This is a genomic window from Flavobacterium sp. 1 (assembly GCF_002797935.1).
In the GTDB taxonomy this organism is placed as follows: Bacteria; Bacteroidota; Bacteroidia; order Flavobacteriales; family Flavobacteriaceae; genus Flavobacterium.
Map to the genome: position 1 here is coordinate 3,819,425 of NZ_PGER01000001.1, position 20,773 is coordinate 3,840,197.

A 20,773-nucleotide genomic window follows, 5' to 3' on the forward strand; every position below is an offset into this window, starting at 1 on the left:
TTGATATTAACAAAAATTTGCGATTAAATATTTGTTATTGATAAAAAAAACAATCAATATTTATTGATTTAATACACTGGGAAAGCTTTTTTTAACATCATTTATATTAACTTTGAGCACATATTAAGACTGATTATTAACTATTTAATAATAAACAAGCTCAAAAGACACTAAAAAAATAAGTTAATGCCTAATCATAATTATTTCATAATAATTATTGAAGCAATCCAAATAACTTTTAAAAAAAAAATTAATTTAGTGCCAAATTCGCAATGCAATGAGAGAGGAAAATAAGGATCAGGTTTTAATACAAATGACAGAGCATTCTTCTATGAATGCCATTTCTATTGACTGTGTTATATTTGGTTTTGACAACGGAATTTTAGAAGTTCTCTTAGTACAGCACGGAGAAGGTATCAGTAAAGGAAAATGGGGATTGCCTGGTGGCTGGATAAATAAAAAAGAGAGTACCGATGCTGCTGCTCACAGATTATTAGCTGATTTAACTGGAATGGATAACATTTATCTGGAGCAGTTAAAAGCTTTTGGCGAGCCCGAACGTTTCCCTGTGAGAAGAGTTATTACAATAGGATATTATGCTTTAGTAAAAAGAGAAGATTACGACATTAAGGCAGGTTTTACGGCTTCGGATGCCAAATGGTACAAGATAAATGAGATACCCAAACTAATATACGACCATAATGAAATTCTGGACTACAGTATAAAAAACCTGCGCAACAGAGTCCGCCAAGCACCAATCGGTTTTAATCTGCTGCCCGAAAAATTTACATTATTACAGCTCATGCATCTGTATGAAGAAATACTGGGAATAGAGATGGATAAATCCAATTTCAGAAGAAAAATCCTACACATGAAATTACTGGTTGCTTTGGACGAAAAACAAAAAGACGTATCACATCGCGCGGCTCAGCTGTATAAATTTGACTTCGAAATTTATGAGAAGCTGACTCAGAAAGGATTTAATTTTGAATTTTAAATCTTGCTTTTAAAAGCAAAAAATGACATTTTTACATTCTAAAAAAAATCAAAATTGACAACTGAAGCACAAACAGAAATTAAGAATACAGCGATAGACGGCATCACAATTGATTGTGTCATATTTAGCTTTAACAAAGAGAGTCTTGAGGTCCTTTTGGTACAGCATGCCGAAGGTGAGAGCATCGGGAAATGGGGGCTTCTTGGCGGATGGATGAAAAAAGAAGAAAGTGCCGATAACGCTGCACAAAGAATATTGCACGAGCTTACGAGCATGGACAATATCTATTTGGAACAATTGAAAGCTTTTACCAACCCAAAACGTGTAATCGAACGAAGAGTGGTTACCATTGGCTACTACACTCTGATAAATCGTGAAGATTACAACATAAAAGCCAGTTTAACAGTAAGAGAAGCCAAATGGCACAAAATAAATGACATTCCTGATTTAATTTTCGACCACAATGAAATTTTAGATTTTAGCTTGATGCACCTGCAAAATCGGGTTCGACAAGCCCCCATTGGCTTTAATCTCCTGCCCGAAAAATTTACTTTACTGCAGTTAATGCATCTTTACGAAGAAATATTAGGCATCGAATTGGACAAATCTAATTTCCGAAGAAAAATTCTGCACATGAAATTGTTAGTTGCCTTGGACGAAAAACAAAAAGACGTTTCGCATAGAGCCGCAAAACTATACAAATTCGATTCAGAAATTTACGAAAAGCTGACTCAAAAAGGCTTTAACTTTGAGTTTTGATTATTAATTAAGACAAATCTCAAAAGAAAGAATGCTGTAAAATCCAAATCATACTACTTATCAACAGTACCCCTAAATTAACTCTCAATAGCTGAATCCATACGCAAGTATTCTGTAATTTTGCATCATGTATGCTTTAGTCGATTGCAATAATTTTTATGCTTCCTGCGAACGTGTTTTTCAGCCGAAATTCAACGGAAAACCTATTGCCATATTATCAAACAATGATGGCTGCGTAATTTCGAGAAGCAATGAAGCCAAAGCAGCAGGAGTTCCTATGGGTGCGCCAGCATTTAAGATTAAAGAGCTAGTTAAAGAGAAAAATATTCAACTTTTTTCTTCCAATTATCCGCTGTATGGTGATTTGAGCAATCGGGTGATGTCAATTTTAGGGCAGTTTACTCCAAATGTCGAAATTTACAGCATTGATGAAGCTTTTCTAAATTTTGATGGTTTAGACATTTTAGACTATCATGATTATGGCCTCCAAATGAAAAAACGGATTCATAAATGGGTAGGTCTTCCGGTATGCATTGGCTTTGCCGAAACCAAAGCATTATCTAAAATTGCTAATAAAATTGCTAAAGAATTTCAACAGAGAACCCAAGGCGTGTATATAATTGACAGCGAAGAAAAACGTCTCAAAGCCTTGAAGTGGACTAAAATTGAAGATGTTTGGGGTATTGGCTACCGCATGAAGAAAAAGGCAAAACTCCGAAACATACAAACCGCTCTCGATTTTATCCAACCGCAGCACGAAGCTTGGGTTAAGAGAGAAATGGGTGTTGTTGGTCTGCGTCTAAAATGTGAACTAGAAGGAAAATCAGTTTTAGACTTAGAACCTATTAAAGAACAAAAGAAAAGCATTGCCACGACAAGAAGCTTTCCTAAACAAATAGCCAAATTTGATCTGCTTCGGGAACGGGTAACTACTTTTGCTGCCGTTTGTGCCGAAAAATTACGCAAACAGCATACCTGCTGTCACACTATTATTGTCATGCTGGTAGTCGATAAACATACTGTCCAAACATCAAAATATTATTTCAATATGGCGGTGACACTGCCTTATGCAACCCATTCGACCTTAACCATTACAAATGCCGCCGTAGCAATGTTGAAAAAATTACACCTAGGCAATGAAGGCATCAAGTTCAAAAAAGCAGGGGTTATTGTTACCGAACTCATAGACGAAAATAAAAAACAACTGCAGTTATTTGAGGAAGAAAATCCCAAACATTTGGCTTTAATGAAAGCAATGGATCAGCTGAATCATAAAATCGGCGATACTAAAGTAAAATTGGCCAGCCAAAATTTAAGCCTGACTTGGAATATGAATCAGAATCATCTTTCTCCAAAATACACCACCAAGTTTAAAGATATACTGGAAATACAATGTCTATAAAAAAAGAACAAAAATTAGCTTTCTTTCGTCCTGATTTTGAAAGCGAAATACAGATTCCGTATATAACTGAAGGTGTTTCTGCGGGTTTCCCCTCGCCTGCAGCTGATTTTATGGAAACCAATATTGATTTGAATAAAGAGTTAAGCGAAAATCCTTTGGCGACATTTTACATCAAAGTCAAAGGCAATTCTATGATTGATGCCGGTATCAATGACAAAGATGTGCTAGTAGTTGACCGAAGTCTGGAACCTCAAAACAACAAAATTGCCATTTGCTGTATTGATGGGGAATTTACCGTAAAACGCATTCAGGTCGAAAAAGACTGTTTGTATCTAATGCCCGAAAACTCTAGTTATGAACCCATAAAAGTAACCGAAGAAAACCAGCTTATTATTTGGGGAATGGTGACTTATGTGATAAAGAAAATATAAAATAAGTTTTTAAATTTAGAAAATATTGCATCAGCTTTTTCCACTTTAGGTTATTCCTAAATTATTCAAATTCAAAACAAAGAAAACCCATGTAATTTAGACTTTCAATTATATTTATACAATCTATTTTATCGGCTTCTACTCTCAAAATTTTATCGCAATCTTCTAAATCAAAATTAACTTTATAATCAGGAAATAGACTTTTTAAAAAAGTGATAATATAATTTGTATCGGCTTTTCTCCTAACATTCGTTTTAAAAATTTCTACCATAATTTTTAATTCTAAATACTACTTATTTTCTGTTTTCTAAAAAGGATTATAAGAGATTCCGATTCTAAAATACCCTTGAGCATCCTCGTTTTGATCGTATATATAGTCGCTCGTTTTTTCTCCTTTTTTAGTAATACGAATACTGATTATATTTGAAACTCCAGCTTTTGCCATTGCAAATATTTTTGGTGTAATGCGGTGTTCATAGGTTATTCCAGATTTTAAATCCAACTGATTCAACTCATAAATTCCTTTTAAATTAGGCGATCTCATATTTATATAAAAATTCTCAGAATTCAATTCGGTTCCAAACGAAACACGCCCGTTTTCAAACAACTGATGTCTAAACAAAAGACGTTGAGGAAGCACAAAATCAACATCCCATTTAGAATCTTCAAATTTATGATTATACGTAAAAAGTGGCGTAAACGGAATAATCGAAGAAGGATCAACCATTGCCAAAGCTCCAATTGTAATTGTGGTGCTTGCCGTTTTTTTAAGGACTAAACTTGCCGATACAAATCCTTTAACACGTTGAAAATTTTCCTGATTAGCATCTACTGTAGCCGAAGCATTATAAATAATTGGCTTATTAAATAATGTCGAAATATAAGTAGCACTTAATGCCCCAGCAAAATAATGAATCTCTTGATTTTCTCTTGTATAATAGTCATTCAAATCGACGTTATAAATATTTCCAAAATCATACGTTTCATACTTATAACGCAAAGAAGCTGTTAAAACAAAACGTCTGGATTTTGATGCATAAAAAGGCATATTAAAAGCAACTTTTATCCTATTATGATTTTCAATTCTCCCACTTTCAAAAGGCTTTCCGAACAGTTTTGAATCAAAATTAGAAGGACCAAGATTGTCAAACTGTACATCAAAAGTTCTTGTTGTCGGAAATTTATCGGTAATCGCTTTACCAAAGGTTTTCATGTCAGTTTTTTCCTGAGCTATGGATGTCAAAAAAGTCATTAGAAATAAAAAAGTGAGTTTTGCTCTCATAAGTCATTAATACGTTTAAAAAATCATTTATAATTTTAAACAAATGTACTTGTGACGAATCTATTATAATAACATAATTATACCAACGGCTTATCATTTATACAAATGGCGTTCGTATAATTTTATCTGATAACCAATTGTAATTTATAATATTCCTTTAATTTTGTCGTTATGAAAGTCCTTAAAATTTATCAGAACTTCTTTCTTAGAAATCTCATCATAAACGTTATTGTATTTGGAATTATCTTTGTCTGCGTATATGATGAAATAAAATTTGACGGACATGATTGGATATATATTTTAGGCAAAATTGCTTTAGGCTATTTTCCTTGTATTGTTTGGATTACTTTCTTCAATCTTTTTATTATCAAACCTTTTTTATTTGAAAAAAAAATTAAAATTTTTATTTCTCTTCTTTTAGTTTATTGGTCAGCTTTTTATTTTTTTATGAACTGGTATTTTCCCTTTGTGGATTTAGGAAAATTTAGAACTTTATCTATATTATCGCTTGTATTTAACGGTACTCTTTTCTATTTCATGCATATCGTAATCTCTAAAAAAATCTCTCAGACAGATAAAAAAATAATTAATTTCCAATCGGAGCTTTCTTTTTTAAAACAGCAGCTCAATCCTCATTTTTTGCTGAATGCAATGAATAATTTATATGGAGAATCGTTAACAGAACCCCATAAATTGCCTGATAGAATATTGAATCTTTCGGATATGCTCCGCTATCAAATTGAAGCTACCAAAAAAGATCACGTTCTTTTAAATGAAGAAATAGACTTTGTGAAAAAATACACTGAATATCATACCTTTAGAAATGAACGCCTTGACTTTAAACAAAACTATGATGGAACTTTTGATAAAATTGAAATTCCGCCTTTGTTCTTTTTGCCTTTGGTCGAAAATGCAATTAAATTTTCAGGAGAAACAGCTGAACCATATATTCTTCTTGATTTAAAATTAAAATGCCGAAATTTATCTTTTAGTTTAAAAAACAATTGTTTAGAAGATGAATCTAAACTTTCGAGTACTGGAATTGGAATAGAAAATCTAAAAAGACGCCTTGAAGTTCACGGATTAAAACACGAACTTAAATTCAAAAAAGAGAAAAACACTTTTAGCATAACTCTAAATATATGGAACTTACCTACCGCTGTCTCATAATTGATGATGAAACGCCTGCTCACAAAGCTTTAAAATCACATATTTCAAAATATGGTGGCTTAGAGCATTCTGGAAGCGCTTTTAACGGTATGGAAGCGCTGAAAATGCTCAATGAAAACAGCTATGATATTATTTTTTTAGATATTAATATGCCCGTTATTTCTGGAGTTGAACTGATGGAAATGCAACCTAATCGACCAATTACAATTGTTACTACCGCTTATTCTGATTTTGCGCTTTCGGCTTATCAAAATGATGCTGTAGATTATTTACTAAAGCCAATTTCATTTGAAAAATTCTCAAAAGCTATTGAAAAAGCGAAAACCTATTATTCTGGAATTAATTTAAAAAAAGAAGAAAACACAAAAGGAGAAACACTTTCTTATCGCGTGAATGGTCAATTAATGGAAACGTCTTTACAAGATATAATTTATTTAGAAAGTTTAGGGAATTACATAAAACTTTACAGTACAAAAGAAAATTTACCTATCATCATTTACGGTTCTTTGTCGAGTATTACAACTGAATTAGACAAAAATCAATTTCTTCAAGTCCATCGTTCCTATATTGTTAATACAAAAAAAATCAAAACTACAACACCAAAATCAGTAACAATGAGCAACGATGAAATAATTCCTGTTGGAAGAAAATATCAAATCTTATTGGATCCTCTCTTTTAATTTAAACTTAATACCTAATCGACGAAGGCACTAAAAACAAAAATTGCCTTGTCAAAACACAAAACCCTCCCTGTCAATACAAAAGCCACTTCAACTCTTTGATTTATAAAAAATAGTGGGTAAGTATACAAAGTAAAGCTTTCCTAGAAGCTATGCAATAACAACTTTAATTTCTATCAATAGCTTTTTTATGAAATTTAAAAACCTCCTTATCCTTCCTTTATTGCTGTTTGTCAATAATTTATCTTATGCACAAAAAGAATCCACAAATTGGAATGGTAAAAAATGTGCTGTAGTTTTAACCTATGACGATGCTTTGAATATTCATCTGGACAAAGTAATCCCAGCACTTAATTCTTTCAGCTTTCAAGGCACTTTTTATCTTATTGCTTCATCCTCTGTCGTTACAGACAGAAAGGAAGAATGGCGAACGGCATCCAAAAAAGGCCATGAATTGGGAAACCACACATTATATCATCCATGCGACGGCAGTTTGCCGGGACGTGGCTTTGTAACCAAAGACAATGATCTTTCCCGTTATACAGTAGCCAGAGCGATCAAAGAAATAAGAACGGCGAACCAGCTCCTAAAAGATATTGACGGCAAATCAGAGCGTACTTTTGCATATCCCTGCGGTGATCTAAAAATTGGAGACACACTTTATTATGATTATCTGAAAAAAGATTTTGTAGCCGCAAGAGGAGTGCAACCAGGATTCCTTCCGGCAAAAACTGTAGATTTGGCCAATGTGAATTCATTTGTGGAAAACAGAACTACAGCAGCACAAATGATTGCTCAAATTGAAGAAGCCGAAAAGGCTGGATCGTTTATCGTTTTCTTATTCCATGGTGTTGGCGGTGAACATGCACTAAATATAGATTGGGAAGAGCATCAAAAATTACTCCTCTACTTAAAAAACAGAGAAAAAGACATTTGGGTTACGACAATGGTGGATTTGGGTAGATATATTCAAAAACAGCAGTCTTATTAGTTAGTTAGCGGTAATTTAACCACAAAATTGGAAATAACAAATAAATCATGGGAGTTTGTAAACTATGTGGTGCTGAAAATAAATTGGTAAAATCTCACATTATACCAAAATTTATGTTCAAGAAAATGAAAGATGATGACAATGTATTTTATGAAGTTATATATAATTTAGATACAAGTAAATTAAAGTCTAAAAAAACACAAATAGAAGATTACGATAAAAACATATTATGTGAAACTTGTGATAACAAAATTTTAGGAGGCATTTATGAATCCTATGCTCAAAAAGCAATTTATGGAGGCGAACTACCCAAAGAGGTTTCTCCGAAGTGTAAAAATTACCAAAACCCTAATGATGGGGCTGAATATAGTATTTGTAAAAATTTTGATTATCAAAAATTAAAAAAATTTTATTTATCAATTTTATGGAGAGCAAGTATAACCGACAGACCTTTCTTTAGCCATGTTAATTTAGGTCAAAAACATGAAGAGAAAATTAGGAACATATTGCTAAACAATGAAAAAGTTTCAAAAGATGAATATCCAATTGTTATAACTTCATTTATGAGAACTAACAATACTCTAGAGAACTTAATAGCAGAGCCAAGAAGAATAAAAACAAAATCAGGATTAAACGGATATATTTTTCTTATGGATAGTTTACAATTGATCATTTATGTAAATTCATCAGAACATAAAATTTCTGATGTGATACAACGACTTTCAATGAAAGAGGATGAAATGATTACAATGCATCTTCCAAATGGAAAAGAAATTGAATTTTTAAAAACAATGCTTAATAAATAAACTACCGCTAACATAGATGCTACAACGGATTTGGGCAATTGCCATAAAAAAGTTGTTTTTACATTTGACAGATTTAAACAAATACATTCAAAAACAACTGTCGTCTTACAATCCCCACAAAACCATTTTTCTCCAAAAAAAAAGTGTGAAACTAAACGAATTTAGCTTCACACTTTTTATATAACTAACTTATATTATTATTTTACCAAAACTTAGCGTACAGAGCAAAAATAACCAATAATGTGATTACGATCATTACTGTAGTTTGTGGTTTCAATTTGAACATTTCAGTATCCAATTCGAATGCTTTTGGATTCACTTTTGGTCCAGCCATACTGATAGCAATCATTAAAAGCATTGTAAAAGCAAATGATAATCCCATACAAATGTGGAATGGAATTTCGAAAGCTCCTTTTCCGTTATTGTAAGCAGTATATAATAATGTTTCATTTCCGAATAATGCAGGTGCAAATTCATTGAATAAAACAGATAATAAGAAACCTGCAATTACACCAACAATAGCTGCTGTACCAGTTGTTCTTTTCCAGAACATACCAAGGAAGAACATTGCGAAAACCCCTGGACTAATAAATCCAGTATATTTTTGGATATAAGTAAATCCACCTACACCGCCAATTCCTAACAAGTCATTCCAAGTAAATAAAACAGCCAAAAGCATTGCAGCAAAAACGGCATATCTTCCGATGTTTACTTGATGATTATCTGAAGCATCTTTTTGAATGTATTTTTTATGTACGTCTAATGTATAGATAGTAGAGATACTGTTTACTTTACCAGCCAAAGAAGCCACAATCGCCGCAGTCAAAGCCGCAACAGACAATCCTTTTAAACCTGTAGGAAGGAACGTTAACATTGCTGAGTAAGCTCCGTCTTTTCCGCCAACTAATTGTGGTAAATGTCCATTTTGGTATAATACATAAGCAGCAATACCAGGTAACATTACGATAAGCGGCATTAATAATTTCAAGAATCCAGCGAATAAAATCCCTGTACGTGCAGTTTGCAGATCAGCTCCCAAAGCTCTTTGAGTGATGTATTGATTACAGCCCCAATAGTTAAGGTTGATAATCCAGATACCAGCCAAATAAGACATTAATCCAGGAAAAGTAAGGTATTTGTCAATCTCTAATTGAGAAGATGTCGCTGAAGGTTTTGGTATAATCATTTTGAAATGCTCAGGCGCTTTTTCCATTAAAACTTGGAAACCAGCAATGGCATCGTGTCCAAAACCAAAATATTGTCCAACTGTTGTCAAAGCAATGTAAGAAGTAACCAAACCTCCAATAATCAAAACGGCAACCTGAATTACATCGGTATAAGCAACAACTTTCATACCTCCCAAAGAGATAATTAAAGCAAAAACTGCTAATCCTATCATAATAACATGCAGGTATTCACCTCCAGCTAATCCGTTAATAGCAACAGCTCCTAAATAAAGAATAGAAGTCAAGTTCACAAAAACATATAAAAACAGCCAAAAAACAGCCATAATCAAAGCCGTTGATTCGTTATATCTTGTTTTCAAAAATTGAGGCATCGTATAAATCTTGTTTTTCAAATAAACAGGAATAAACCAAACTGCCACAATAATCAATGCAATAGCGGCAAGCCACTCATAAGCAGCAACTGCTATTCCTAAAAAGAATCCTTCCCCGCTCATTCCGATAAATTGTTCCGCTGAAATGTTTGAAGCAATTAATGAAGCTCCAATTGCCCACCACGTCAAAGTTCCTTCTGCAAGGAAATAAGCTTTGGCGTCGTGTTCATTTCTTTCACGCTTGCGATAAATAGTGTATCCGTAGACGGATACCGCTATAAAATAAATAATAAATACTGCGTAATCTGCAAAAGCTAAGTTATTGCTCATTAGTAAATAATTTTTTAAAAGTTAATATAAGGTTATTTGTTTTTCTTTTTAATAATTTGTAATCTAATTCCATTTTGGGGTGCCAAGATAGCACATCTTTTCAATAAAATAGAGCAATTTCTCACTCAAATTAAACATAAAATAAAAAATATGTTTTAATTCTATTGTTTTATTATGAATTATTGAAGCCAAATGTAAAATAAAAAAATTTATTAGCAATGCTTATAAATGTATTTTTTACATTTATTTTGTTTTTTTAATAGTAATCATGATATGATTAGCTTTTTAACTACAAATTTTCAGGCTTAAATTCAGGGCTTGTTCTAATCTTTTGTTCCCATTTCCAAGCACTTGCCATAGCTTCTTCCAGAGTCGAGACGGTTTTCCATCCCAAAACAGTATTAGCTTTATCAGTATTTGCGTATGCCTCAGTTACGTCACCTTCTCTTCTTTCTACTATTTTATAAGGCAATTTTGTTCCGCTTACTTTCTCAAAAGCCGCAATTACTTCCAAAACTGAGCTTCCTGTTCCTGTCCCAAGATTAAAAATCTCTAATGGTTCTGCATTTTTTTTGTTCAATAACCGCTGCAGTGCAATTACGTGTGCTTTGGCCAGATCGACTACATGAATATAATCACGTACACAAGTTCCGTCCACAGTTGGGTAATCATTCCCATAAACAGATAGTTCAGCACGCAATCCCATTCCGGCTTGTGTAATAAATGGAACTAAATTTTGCGGTACTCCAATAGGCAATTCTCCGATTTCGGCAGAAGGATGTGCTCCAATAGGATTAAAATAACGAAGCAGAATAGCATTGATTTTACTCACCTTCACCACATCTTGAATAATCTCTTCCCCTATTTGTTTGGTATTCCCATAAGGAGACAAAGCAGGCTGAATAGGAGTTGTCTCAGCAATAGGCATCACTTCGGCCTGACCGTAAACCGTACAAGACGAACTGAAAATAAAGTGAGCTTCTTTCTTTTTCTCTAATTCCTGCAAAATATAAACCAAAGCACCTAGGTTATTTTCATAATACAGTAAAGGATTTTTTACGCTTTCGCCAACTGCTTTCGAAGCTGCAAAATGAATTACTCCAGCCACATCATCATGCTCTTCAAAGAAACGATGCACTTCTTTTTTTTCTCTTAAATCAATTCCGGAAAAAATTGGTTTTTTCCCTGTAATTCGTTCAATACCATCCAAAACTTCGATAGAAGAATTAGAGAGATTATCGATTACTACTACCTCAAAACCTTGGTTTTGCAATTCAACAACAGTATGAGATCCTATAAAACCCAAACCGCCTGTAACGACTATCTTACTCATTTTATTTGTTTTTTACTTTTTTAAATTCTTTTGTAAATTCCAATCAGCTCAAAGATTTATTCATTTTGGTTTTATAACAAACCCATAACTATATTCCTTATCTTTCAGTTGATACTGCGCATGTGGGAGTGCACCCCAGCTGTTATCCCCACCTACTCCTCTTTGGGCTAAATCTATACATACCACCACCTCATTCCGGGGAGTTATATCATTGATGTGACGGTATTTTTTGGTTAATCCCGGGTCAAAATCTTCAGGATAGTTATGCAGCGCACTCACGCCTAAAGGCTGTAAACCATCAATTTGGATTCCGTTTCCTGATGTATTGGTAAGCGTTAACCAGCGGACATCTGTTTTATATCCATTTTCCTGCGGACGGGTATAAGGAACATACTGATCTGCAGCTTTACTGCTGTAAATTCCTTTAAACGAGGCGGTATTTCTATCCTGATAATTTTCCCAAGGGCCTCTTCCATAATAAGTAAAATTATCCAGCTCCTTTTTAAGAGAGAATATCATTCCAAAACGGGGCATTTCGGACAATGGATTGCTACCGGCCTTAAATGAATTTGACACCTCTAAACTTCCGTCTGTGTTCATAGCATAAACAATCGTATATACAGATGCAACATCTCTTAAAAAAAGAGTAGCCACAACACTTGTTTTTCCAGAGACTTCTTTAATTTCAAAGGTTTTCACATTACTGAATTTCGCTGCGGTTCTCCATACATTGCTTTCTGCCTGCATATTATTTCCAAAATCATTGTCTGTGGGTGCGCGCCAAAAATTAGGAACTGGCAGCTGATTAAAAAATCTTTCCCCTTTGGATTTATAATCTTGAATCAACCCTGTATTCTTGTTTATTTCAACCTCAACGCCAGACGAACTAAGTGTAACAGCATCTTTAGTTTCTTTCACAGTAGGATTTGCCGCTTTCTCCGCAGCTTTAACAAAATAATTATTAGAACCAATTGAAAACTGCTCTCTGGCTGCTTCAAAATTTTGAGGTAAAACTTCGCTGCCATTACGTGTGTAAGCATAAATATTCAAAAGATATTCTGTAGCATCCTTTGCAGTTAATTTAGGTAATTCCAGTTGTATTTCCTTTTTGGATTGAGGAGCAAGACTAACATCTATTGTTGAAGTCTTTATAACCAAACCGTTTTCTAAAACTTCGTATTTGAAAATATAATTATCAAGGTTAGTATAACCAAAACCGTTTTCTACCTCTATTATTCCTTTATTCAAATCAACACCTTTGAATAAAATATCCTGATATACTTTCTTTACTTCAAAAGCACCAGGATGTGGCTTTCGGTCTGGCCAAACCAATCCGTTATGGCAAAAATTTTCATCATTCGTGTAGTTTTGGCTTCCCATGTCTCCGCCATAAGTCCAATATTTGCGCCCCACTTCATCAGTCATTTCAAAACCCTGATCTACCCAATCCCAGATAAATCCACCCTGCATGTTTGTACTGCCGTGAATAATATCCCAATATTCCTGAAAATTACCGCTGCTGTTTCCCATTGCATGTGCATACTCACACATAATAAACGGGCGTTTTACATCCTTGCGTTTAGCATACTCTTTCATGTACTCTATGCTTGGATACATCGGGCATACGACATCTGTATTGTCTTCTTCCATGGCTTGTTCAAACTGAACCAATCGGGTTTTGTCCCTGCTTTTAATCCATTTGTAAGCATCTTGAAAAACTTTACCGTTTCCGCATTCATTCCCCAAAGACCAAAGGATTACCGAAGGCTGATTTTTGTCCCGTTCTACCAAACTGTAAATACGATCCATGTGTGCGGCATGCCATTCGGGTCTGTATGCGGGATGGCTTGCAAAATCAGAAATCCAAGGCAGAGAACCCATACCATGGCTCTCAATATTAGCTTCATCTACCAAAAACAAACCGTATTTATTACACAGTTTTACCCATAATAAATTATTGGGATAATGACTGCAGCGCACGGCATTAATGTTTAATTCTTTCATCAGCTTAATATCCTTCATCATCGTTTCCTCATCCTGATAATGACCCGTTTTAGGATTATGCTCATGAATATTTACACCATGAACCATGATTCGGATACCATTAACTAATAATTGTCCGTTTTTCAGCTCCACCTTTCGAAAACCAACTGATGTTCCTACTGTTTCAATAAGATCTCCGTTTTCATCTTTAAGCGAGAGCAATAAAGTATACAAATTAGGTGTTTCGTTGCTCCACAAACTGGGTTTCGCAACATTCTGGCTAAATGTAACTGATTCTGCTGCATTGGCTTTTACATTTATCTTAACAAATTTTGTAAAGAGTACTGTTCCGTTTTTATCTACCAACTTGGCTTCAACTATCTGATTGTTTTTTGGAACTGAATTCTTGTTCTGAAGTTTTACATCAACAGATAAACTTCCGTTTTTATAAGAAGCATCTAAATCCGGACGCGCAAAGAAATCGGCAATTCGTATATTAGCAGTACTGTACAGATACACATCGCGGTCGATTCCTGATAAACGCCAAAAATCCTGATCTTCTAAATAGGAACCATCACTCCAGCGGTACACTTCTACAGCTACCTGATTCTTACCCGCTTTTACATATTTAGTGATATCAAATTCCGAGGGGCTTTTTGTGTTTTCACTGTAACCTGCTTTCTCACCATTTACCCAAATATACATTGCCGAAGTACCTCCTTCAAAATGAAGATAAACCCTGCGGCTGTTCCAGTTTTCCGGCAGCTCAAATGTACGTTTGTATGAACCCACCGGATTATCATTATGGTTTATAAATGGCGGATTTTTGACAAACGGATAAGTAATATTCGTATAGATAGGAATTCCATAACCCTGCAGCTCCCAATTAGAAGGCACTGAAATTTCTTTCCAATTTGTTATATTAAAATTAGTTTTGAAAAAATCATCCGGTCTTTCATCTGGCGTTGGAGACCAATTGAATTTCCACATACCATTTAAGCTTAGAAACCACGGAGAACGGGTATAATCATCTGCAATAGCAGACGGCTCATCAGCATACGGCAAAAATGCCGCTCGGACTGGCTCTCTATTAATCTGGAATATTCCCGGATTTTCCCAGTCGTTAGCTGTCGATTTTTCTTGTGCAGCTACCGCTAAAGAAAGAAAAACAAAGCTCAAAAGGATTGATTTTTTCATCTATTTATTTTTATAATGTACATCAGAAAGCGCTTTTAATACTGCTGCACTTTTCTCAGGAGTAATATCTCTTTGTGCTTCACCCATCATTTCGTATCCAACCATAAATTTCTTTACAGAAGCTGAACGCAGCAACGGCGGATAAAAATGCATGTGAAATTGCCATTCCGGATGTGCTTCTCCATCGGTAGGCGCTTGATGAATTCCAGAAGAATACGGAAAAGAAGTTTCAAAAAGATTATCGTATTTTATCGTTAATAGCTTTAAAATTGAGGCATAAGCCGAAACTTCATCTGAAGTGAACTCTGTTATTTTTGTAATATGCCTTTTGCTGATAATCATTGTCTCGAAAGGCCAAATTGCCCAAAAAGGAACCAAAGCTACGAAATGTTCATTCTCAACTACGATACGTTCTTTAATTTCTAATTCTTCTTTCAGATAATCCAATAAAAGATTGCTGTTATTTTTTTCAAAATAAGCTTTCAGGCTGTTTTGTGTTTTCTCCACTTGAGTAGGCAGAGAAGACTGCGCCCATATTTGTCCGTGCGGGTGCGGATTGCTGCAGCCCATAACACTTCCTTTATTTTCAAAAATCTGAACGTGATTAATGTAATCAACATTTCCTAAGTCAGTGTATTCTTTTTGCCAAGTCCTAATAATAGTTTCAATTCCCGAAAGATCCATTTCGGGTAAAGTCAAATCGTGTCTTGGCGAAAAACAAACTACTCTGGCGATGCCGCGTTCTGGCTTTGCCTTAAAAAAAGTAGGTTTAGAATCTTCTTCAAACAAGATAGGCTCTTGCTTTACAGCCGCAAAGTCATTCTCAAAAACAAAACTCGATTCATATTTTGGATTCGTTTCCCCATTGGCACGAACATTTCCAGGACATAAATAACAGGTAGCATCGTATTCCGGAAGCTGATCTGTATGAATTTTTTCGTTCTGTCCCTGCCAGGGTCTTTTCGCTCTGTGCGGAGACACTAAAACCCATTCGTTAATTAATGGATTGAAACGTCTGTGCGGATCTTCGTTTATATCAAAATTTTTCATCTTAGTTTGCATTATATAATGATGTACCGTTACCGATTTTTACATCATAAATTTTTAATTCTATATCAAAAGCTTCTTTATACAACTTAGTCAGTTTTTGCTTGATAGCATCTTCTTCTCCTTTTTTAATCAAATTGATGGTACAGCCACCAAAACCGCCTCCCATTAATCGGGAACCAATTACGGCTTTCTCTTTTTTCAGAGTATCCACAATAAAATCCAGCTCATCACAGCTCACTAAATACTCCTTAGACAAACCTTCGTGAGTTTCGAAAAGCAATTTACCCAATTCCTCGATGTTTCCATTATCCAAAGCTTCGCAGGCAAGTGCTACGCGCTTAATTTCTTTAACAACAAAATGAGATCTGACAAACACATTAGGCGGCATTTTATCTTTCAGACGAAGAACATGGCTCTCGTCACAATCTCTAAAACTGGTGATTTCCGGAAAATTACTTTTGATGATGGAAATTCCCTCTTCACATTCTTCACGTCTTGTATTATAAGCAGATGTAAACAAAGAATGCTTCACATTGCTGTCGAATAAAATTAGCGAATAATCATTGAAATCGGCATTGTGGTATTCGTATTCTAAAGTTTTACAGTCAATTTTAATCACTTTATTTTCCAAGCCCATCACACTCGAAAACTGATCCATAATACCGCAGTTGATTCCAACCCAGTGCTCGGCTTTTTGACCCATTAATGCGATATCTACTTTTGGAATTGATAAATCAAAAAGTTCTTTGATTCCAAAAATTGTCCCGCACTCTAAAGCTGCCGAAGAAGATAATCCCGATCCAACAGGAATATTGCTGCTAAACACACAATTAAAACCGTCGAAAGAAAATCCTTTATCCTGCAATTGCTTGATTACACCCAAAATATAATTTGTCCAAACGACTTTGCTTAATACAATCTCTTGCGTCAAATCAACTTCAAATTCTTCATTTAAATCGATGGCAACAATTTTGGATTGCTTCGAATTGTTTTTTGCAAAAGCAAAACAAATAATCTTGTCGATGGCAGCAGGCAAAACATAGCCGTCATTATAATCGATGTGTTCCCCAATAATGTTAATTCTCCCTGGAGAAAGTACTATTTTTTCTGGAGCATTACCAAATGTCTCTTGAAAAAAAGTGGTCGTTTTTTTAATTAATAAATCATTCATTTTCTTTAAATTACTGTTATTTTGAAATTGTTTATCCTCACCCCCAACCCCTCTCCTTTGGAGAGGGGAGTACGTGAGCTATTTATAATTCGTTTGGTATTATCTATTTCTCAGATACTAAGGTTAATTTAGCGCTCTTAAGCCCAGCGCCATTTACTTCGAGTTGTACGTCACCAGCAGTTGTTGTAGATTTTACAAGCACTACCAGCTTTCCGCTAAAAAGTTTCATAGTATCTTTATGAAATATTTCGAGTGAAGTCGCATCGCCATTGCAGGCAGCCCTGTAAGTACCCGCTCCTGTAACCTTAAACTTTAACTGGTTAGTTGCCGTCGGACATGGAATTCCATTTTTATCAACTACAGATACTGTTACGAAGGATATATCTTCGCCATCGGCAGTGATTGTTTTCCTGTCTGCATCTAAAACAATTTGGTAAGGCTTGCCGGCAGTACGCACTTCTTCTTGAGCAACAGCTTTACCATTGTCATCAAAAGCCACAACTTTTACCGTTCCCGGCTCATATTTCACATCCATCCACATCAAGCGGTAGCGGTTCTGAGGTGAGTTTTTGTTTTTTTTCTGCACTCCCATACTTTTGCCATTTATAAAAAGCTCAGCACTGTTGTAGCTTGTATATACAAAAACGGGAGTTGTTTCTCCTTCACGGTCTTCCCAGTTCCAATGCGGCAGGATATGAAGGGTTGGTTTCTCCGTATTCCAACGGCTTCGGTATAAATAATAACGGTCTTTAGGTAAACCGGCTAAATCATTAATTCCAAAATAAGAACTGCGAGACGGCCAACTTTCATCATAAGGTGTAGGTTCTCCTAAATAATCAAAACCAGTCCAAACAAACTCGCCGATTACCCAAGGCTTATCATCTTGAAGCACAAAATCTTCATCAGGAACATTAGACCAGCTGCACGCTTCCAAATCATAAGATGAAGACTGAAAATCAGGATATTGATTGTTTTTTGCTTGAACCACAGGAAATTTATAAATCCCTCTGGAGCTGACAGTTGAAGCTGTTTCTGAGCCTAAAATAAACCCTTGCGGAAATTTTTTAAATGCCTCATCATATAAATGCACACGATAATTCAACCCTGGAACATCCAGCAGTGCCCCAAAACCAGATTCCATAGTTGCTTTTACTTGATCCATACCAACAGTTACCGGACGTGTCGGGTCTTCTCTATGAAATATTTCCTGTAGCCATTTGGCTCTTTTCACACCAGCTTCTCCCCATTGATCTGGCACTTCATTTCCAGAACTCCACATCACAATAGAAGGATGATTTCTTGTTGCCTGCACTAAATTCACGATGTCTTTTTCGGCATAATCCTCAAAAAAACGATGATAGCCATTTTCTACTTTTGGCTTTGCCCATTCATCAAAACTCTCTGCTAGAAACATAAAACCCATTTCATCCGCCAGCTCAAGCTGCTCAAAAGAGGGCATATTGTGCGAACTGCGTATCGCATTACAGCCGAGATCTTTTAATATCTTCATTTGTCTGCGTAACGCGGCTTTATTTACTGCAGCTCCGAGCGGACCAAGATCGTGGTGAAGACAAACTCCTTTAAATTTGGTTATCTTTCCATTAAGACTAAAGCCTTTATTGGCTTCATATTTTATTTCACGAATTCCAAAACGTGTTGAAACCTCGTCTTTCAGTTCTTTTCCAACATACAATTGGGAAACCGCTTTATACAAATGCGGCGTTTCGGGACTCCACAATTTTGGTTTTTCTACTTTTATATTTTGATCGAACTCCTTTCCGAATTGTGAAGTCGATTCTTCTGAATTTAGTTTCTTTCCTTCAGCATCAAAAATAGTGGTGACTAAACGGCTATTTTCCCCTGAAGCTTTTGTCTTAATATTAACTTTGGCAACTTCTTCACTTATAAAAGGTGTAGTCACAAACTGTCCCCATTGATCTATGCTCTCGTTATTTTTTACAATAACACTTACTTTTCGATATAAACCTGCACCAGGATACCAGCGTGAAGCAAATTCTTTATTGGTTAATTTCACCGATAATGTGTTCTCTCCTTCTTGTATAAATTGAGAAACATCAAAATAAAAATAACTGTAACCATACGCCCATTCTCCAACTTTTTTTCCGTTTAGATACACTTGAGGTTCGCTCATCGCGCCTTCGAAAAGTAAAATTATTTTTTTGCCTTTTGAATCTTTAGGCAATGTGAATTTATTGCGGTACCACGCTGTTCCAATATGGGGTAAAGCCCCTGTTCGTCCTGTTTTTTCGGTAGCAATTTTTTCTCCGTTTTGAACAATGGCGACTTTCTGTATATCTACATTTTTATCAAAAGGCCCGTAAATTGCCCAGTCATGCGGAACGGTTACGGATTCCCATTTCGAATCATTAAAATTTACTTTATACGCCTCTTCAAAATCGCCTTTTTGAAATTTCCAATTGGTATCTAACACTTTAACCTCTCGCGTTTGAGACAAAGCCATTTGAGTAAATGCTAAGAATACAACAAGAATACGTATCAATTTCTTCATTCTTTTATTGATTTAACTTTATAAAGTTAATGTTTTTTTAATTTTGACATACCGCAAACTATTCTTTAAACGCATCCAGCGCCATAGACGGTTTCCCATCCGATTTCCAAGCACTTAATTCGTAGTGACTCCAAGATTTTGCCCCTTCCGGTTCCCAGTAAATTACGCCTAACCCTTTGTTATTTGGCACTGCTTTTACCGCTTTTATAACAGTGGCTAACATATCGTGGGTGTTTTGTTCCAAAGTATCAACGCCGCCAACCTCAACAACCATCACTTCTTTGTCATATCTGGCTGACATATCATTTAGATTATTAGCCAAATCGGCAATGTTTTCTTTATAATCCGTTTTAATCCAAAAAGGATAATACGACAATCCAATCACGTCATACTTTACATTATTAGCTTTGGCATTATCAAAAAACCATCTGAATTTTTTACTGTTATTCCCTTCGTCTAAATGAACAATAACTTTTATGTTTTTATCCACAGCTTTGACTGCATCATATCCTTTATTGAGTAACTGTGCCAACTGATTAAAGTTGTCCGTGCTTCCTTCCGGCCATAACATTCCTCCCGGAATTTCATTTCCTACCTGCACCCATTCTGGAGTTACACCTGCTTTCTTTAAGGCATTTAAAACATCATCTGTATGGAAATAAACATCGTTTAACAATTCTGAAAAAGTATGATTTCTCCATTCTAACGGCTTATTTTGCTTCCCTGGATCGGCCCAAGAATCGCTGTAATGAAAGTCAATCATGACCCGCATTCCCATCTTTTGAGCACGAACTGCCATCACTACTGTTTCGTCCTTACTGCAGTGTCCGCTTGCCTTATCATCCGAAGGATTTACCCAAACACGTAATCGAATAGTATTTATCCCTCGGTCTTTCAGCAATTGCAAACAGTCTTTTTTAGTCCCGTCAGCATCATAAAATTGATAACCAGTTGCTTCCATTTGCGGCAGCCAGCCTACATCGGCTCCTTTAGCAAAAGCATTCTCTTTAGTTTTTTCAACTATTGTATTGGTTGTACTGCAAGAAAAAGCAAACGTTATAAGAATCCCTATTGAAAACAATATCTTTTTCATGTTATACTGT

Annotated in this window: 17 protein-coding genes; 8 read left to right on the forward strand and 9 right to left on the reverse strand. The window is 35.2% G+C overall.

What is annotated here, in order from left to right:
- The first annotated feature begins 277 nt into the window (after positions 1–277).
- The 4 genes from CLU83_RS15485 to CLU83_RS15500 all read left to right on the forward strand — a co-directional run bounded on the left by CLU83_RS15485 (position 278) and on the right by CLU83_RS15500 (position 3,589).
- Positions 278–997, forward strand: a complete 720-nt coding sequence (locus CLU83_RS15485) for an NUDIX domain-containing protein (RefSeq protein ID WP_100432437.1) — start codon at positions 278–280, stop codon at positions 995–997.
- A 54-nt stretch (positions 998–1,051) separates the two neighbouring features.
- The gene (locus tag CLU83_RS15490) at positions 1,052–1,756 is read left to right on the forward strand and encodes an NUDIX domain-containing protein (protein WP_100432438.1); all 705 of its coding nucleotides are present in this window, start codon (positions 1,052–1,054) and stop codon (positions 1,754–1,756) included.
- Between the two features lie 127 nt (positions 1,757–1,883).
- Complete coding sequence (locus CLU83_RS15495) at positions 1,884–3,158, forward strand: Y-family DNA polymerase (RefSeq protein ID WP_100432439.1); 1,275 nt, start codon at positions 1,884–1,886, stop codon at positions 3,156–3,158.
- Complete coding sequence (locus tag CLU83_RS15500; protein WP_100432440.1) at positions 3,149–3,589, forward strand: LexA family transcriptional regulator; 441 nt, start codon at positions 3,149–3,151, stop codon at positions 3,587–3,589. The genes CLU83_RS15495 and CLU83_RS15500 overlap by 10 nt, the downstream gene beginning before the upstream one ends.
- A 61-nt stretch (positions 3,590–3,650) precedes the next feature.
- Here the strand turns inward: CLU83_RS15500 and CLU83_RS15505 are convergent, their stop codons facing one another.
- On the reverse strand, positions 3,651–3,860 hold the full coding sequence (locus CLU83_RS15505) for a hypothetical protein (RefSeq protein WP_232727141.1): 210 nt from the start codon (positions 3,858–3,860) through the stop codon (positions 3,651–3,653).
- A gap of 36 nt (positions 3,861–3,896) precedes the next feature.
- Complete coding sequence (locus CLU83_RS15510) at positions 3,897–4,871, reverse strand: hypothetical protein (RefSeq protein WP_100432442.1); 975 nt, start codon at positions 4,869–4,871, stop codon at positions 3,897–3,899.
- 171 nt (positions 4,872–5,042) lie between these two features.
- Here CLU83_RS15510 and CLU83_RS15515 point away from each other — a divergent pair, with 171 nt between their 5' ends.
- The 4 genes from CLU83_RS15515 (at position 5,043) to CLU83_RS15530 (ending at position 8,518) form a co-directional block, all read left to right on the forward strand.
- Entirely contained in the window at positions 5,043–6,041 is a 999-nt protein-coding gene (locus CLU83_RS15515) for a sensor histidine kinase (RefSeq protein ID WP_100432443.1), read from the forward strand.
- Positions 6,014–6,721, forward strand: a complete 708-nt coding sequence (locus CLU83_RS15520) for a LytTR family DNA-binding domain-containing protein (RefSeq protein WP_100432444.1) — start codon at positions 6,014–6,016, stop codon at positions 6,719–6,721. Before CLU83_RS15515 ends, CLU83_RS15520 begins: the two co-directional genes overlap by 28 nt.
- A gap of 190 nt (positions 6,722–6,911) precedes the next feature.
- Positions 6,912–7,712 carry a polysaccharide deacetylase family protein gene (locus tag CLU83_RS15525; protein ID WP_100432445.1) on the forward strand — a complete coding sequence of 267 codons (801 nt, stop codon included), beginning with the start codon at positions 6,912–6,914 and terminating at the stop codon, positions 7,710–7,712.
- A 47-nt stretch (positions 7,713–7,759) separates the two neighbouring features.
- The gene (locus CLU83_RS15530) at positions 7,760–8,518 is read left to right on the forward strand and encodes a hypothetical protein (protein WP_100432446.1); all 759 of its coding nucleotides are present in this window, start codon (positions 7,760–7,762) and stop codon (positions 8,516–8,518) included.
- 202 nt (positions 8,519–8,720) lie between these two features.
- Here the strand turns inward: CLU83_RS15530 and CLU83_RS15535 are convergent, their stop codons facing one another.
- From CLU83_RS15535 to CLU83_RS15565, 7 genes are all read right to left on the reverse strand, one after another.
- Entirely contained in the window at positions 8,721–10,406 is a 1,686-nt protein-coding gene (locus CLU83_RS15535) for a sodium/sugar symporter (RefSeq protein WP_100432447.1), read from the reverse strand.
- Between the two features lie 289 nt (positions 10,407–10,695).
- Positions 10,696–11,739 carry a UDP-glucose 4-epimerase GalE gene (gene galE / locus CLU83_RS15540; RefSeq protein ID WP_100432448.1) on the reverse strand — a complete coding sequence of 348 codons (1,044 nt, stop codon included), beginning with the start codon at positions 11,737–11,739 and terminating at the stop codon, positions 10,696–10,698.
- Between the two features lie 60 nt (positions 11,740–11,799).
- Positions 11,800–14,919 carry a glycoside hydrolase family 2 TIM barrel-domain containing protein gene (locus CLU83_RS15545; protein ID WP_100432449.1) on the reverse strand — a complete coding sequence of 1,040 codons (3,120 nt, stop codon included), beginning with the start codon at positions 14,917–14,919 and terminating at the stop codon, positions 11,800–11,802.
- Positions 14,920–15,969 carry a UDP-glucose--hexose-1-phosphate uridylyltransferase gene (locus tag CLU83_RS15550; RefSeq protein WP_100433768.1) on the reverse strand — a complete coding sequence of 350 codons (1,050 nt, stop codon included), beginning with the start codon at positions 15,967–15,969 and terminating at the stop codon, positions 14,920–14,922. It lies immediately after the preceding gene.
- 1 nt (position 15,970) lies between these two features.
- Positions 15,971–17,140 carry a galactokinase gene (galK, locus tag CLU83_RS15555; protein WP_100432450.1) on the reverse strand — a complete coding sequence of 390 codons (1,170 nt, stop codon included), beginning with the start codon at positions 17,138–17,140 and terminating at the stop codon, positions 15,971–15,973.
- 103 nt (positions 17,141–17,243) lie between these two features.
- Positions 17,244–19,670 carry a DUF4982 domain-containing protein gene (locus tag CLU83_RS15560; RefSeq protein WP_100432451.1) on the reverse strand — a complete coding sequence of 809 codons (2,427 nt, stop codon included), beginning with the start codon at positions 19,668–19,670 and terminating at the stop codon, positions 17,244–17,246.
- 58 nt (positions 19,671–19,728) lie between these two features.
- Positions 19,729–20,763 (reverse strand): glycosyl hydrolase 53 family protein, encoded by a 1,035-nt coding sequence (locus CLU83_RS15565; RefSeq protein WP_100432452.1) that lies wholly within the window; start codon positions 20,761–20,763, stop codon positions 19,729–19,731.
- Between the last annotated feature and the right edge of the window lie 10 nt (positions 20,764–20,773).

Bases quoted from the DNA above. Each gene is read 5' to 3' on its own strand.
- CLU83_RS15485 (WP_100432437.1), top strand. From the start codon at position 278: ATGAGAGAGGAAAATAAGGATCAGGTTTTAATACAAATGACAGAGCAT.
- CLU83_RS15520 (WP_100432444.1), top strand. From the start codon at position 6,014: ATGGAACTTACCTACCGCTGTCTCATAATTGATGATGAAACGCCTGCT.
- CLU83_RS15505 (WP_232727141.1), bottom strand. From the start codon at position 3,860: ATGGTAGAAATTTTTAAAACGAATGTTAGGAGAAAAGCCGATACAAAT.
- galK (WP_100432450.1), bottom strand. From the start codon at position 17,140: ATGAATGATTTATTAATTAAAAAAACGACCACTTTTTTTCAAGAGACA.
- CLU83_RS15565 (WP_100432452.1), bottom strand. From the start codon at position 20,763: ATGAAAAAGATATTGTTTTCAATAGGGATTCTTATAACGTTTGCTTTT.
- CLU83_RS15560 (WP_100432451.1), bottom strand. From the start codon at position 19,670: ATGAAGAAATTGATACGTATTCTTGTTGTATTCTTAGCATTTACTCAA.
- CLU83_RS15495 (WP_100432439.1), top strand. From the start codon at position 1,884: ATGTATGCTTTAGTCGATTGCAATAATTTTTATGCTTCCTGCGAACGT.
- CLU83_RS15525 (WP_100432445.1), top strand. From the start codon at position 6,912: ATGAAATTTAAAAACCTCCTTATCCTTCCTTTATTGCTGTTTGTCAAT.
- CLU83_RS15535 (WP_100432447.1), bottom strand. From the start codon at position 10,406: ATGAGCAATAACTTAGCTTTTGCAGATTACGCAGTATTTATTATTTAT.
- CLU83_RS15515 (WP_100432443.1), top strand. From the start codon at position 5,043: ATGAAAGTCCTTAAAATTTATCAGAACTTCTTTCTTAGAAATCTCATC.
- CLU83_RS15510 (WP_100432442.1), bottom strand. From the start codon at position 4,871: ATGAGAGCAAAACTCACTTTTTTATTTCTAATGACTTTTTTGACATCC.
- galE (WP_100432448.1), bottom strand. From the start codon at position 11,739: ATGAGTAAGATAGTCGTTACAGGCGGTTTGGGTTTTATAGGATCTCAT.
- CLU83_RS15500 (WP_100432440.1), top strand. From the start codon at position 3,149: ATGTCTATAAAAAAAGAACAAAAATTAGCTTTCTTTCGTCCTGATTTT.
- CLU83_RS15550 (WP_100433768.1), bottom strand. From the start codon at position 15,969: ATGAAAAATTTTGATATAAACGAAGATCCGCACAGACGTTTCAATCCA.
- CLU83_RS15530 (WP_100432446.1), top strand. From the start codon at position 7,760: ATGGGAGTTTGTAAACTATGTGGTGCTGAAAATAAATTGGTAAAATCT.
- CLU83_RS15545 (WP_100432449.1), bottom strand. From the start codon at position 14,919: ATGAAAAAATCAATCCTTTTGAGCTTTGTTTTTCTTTCTTTAGCGGTA.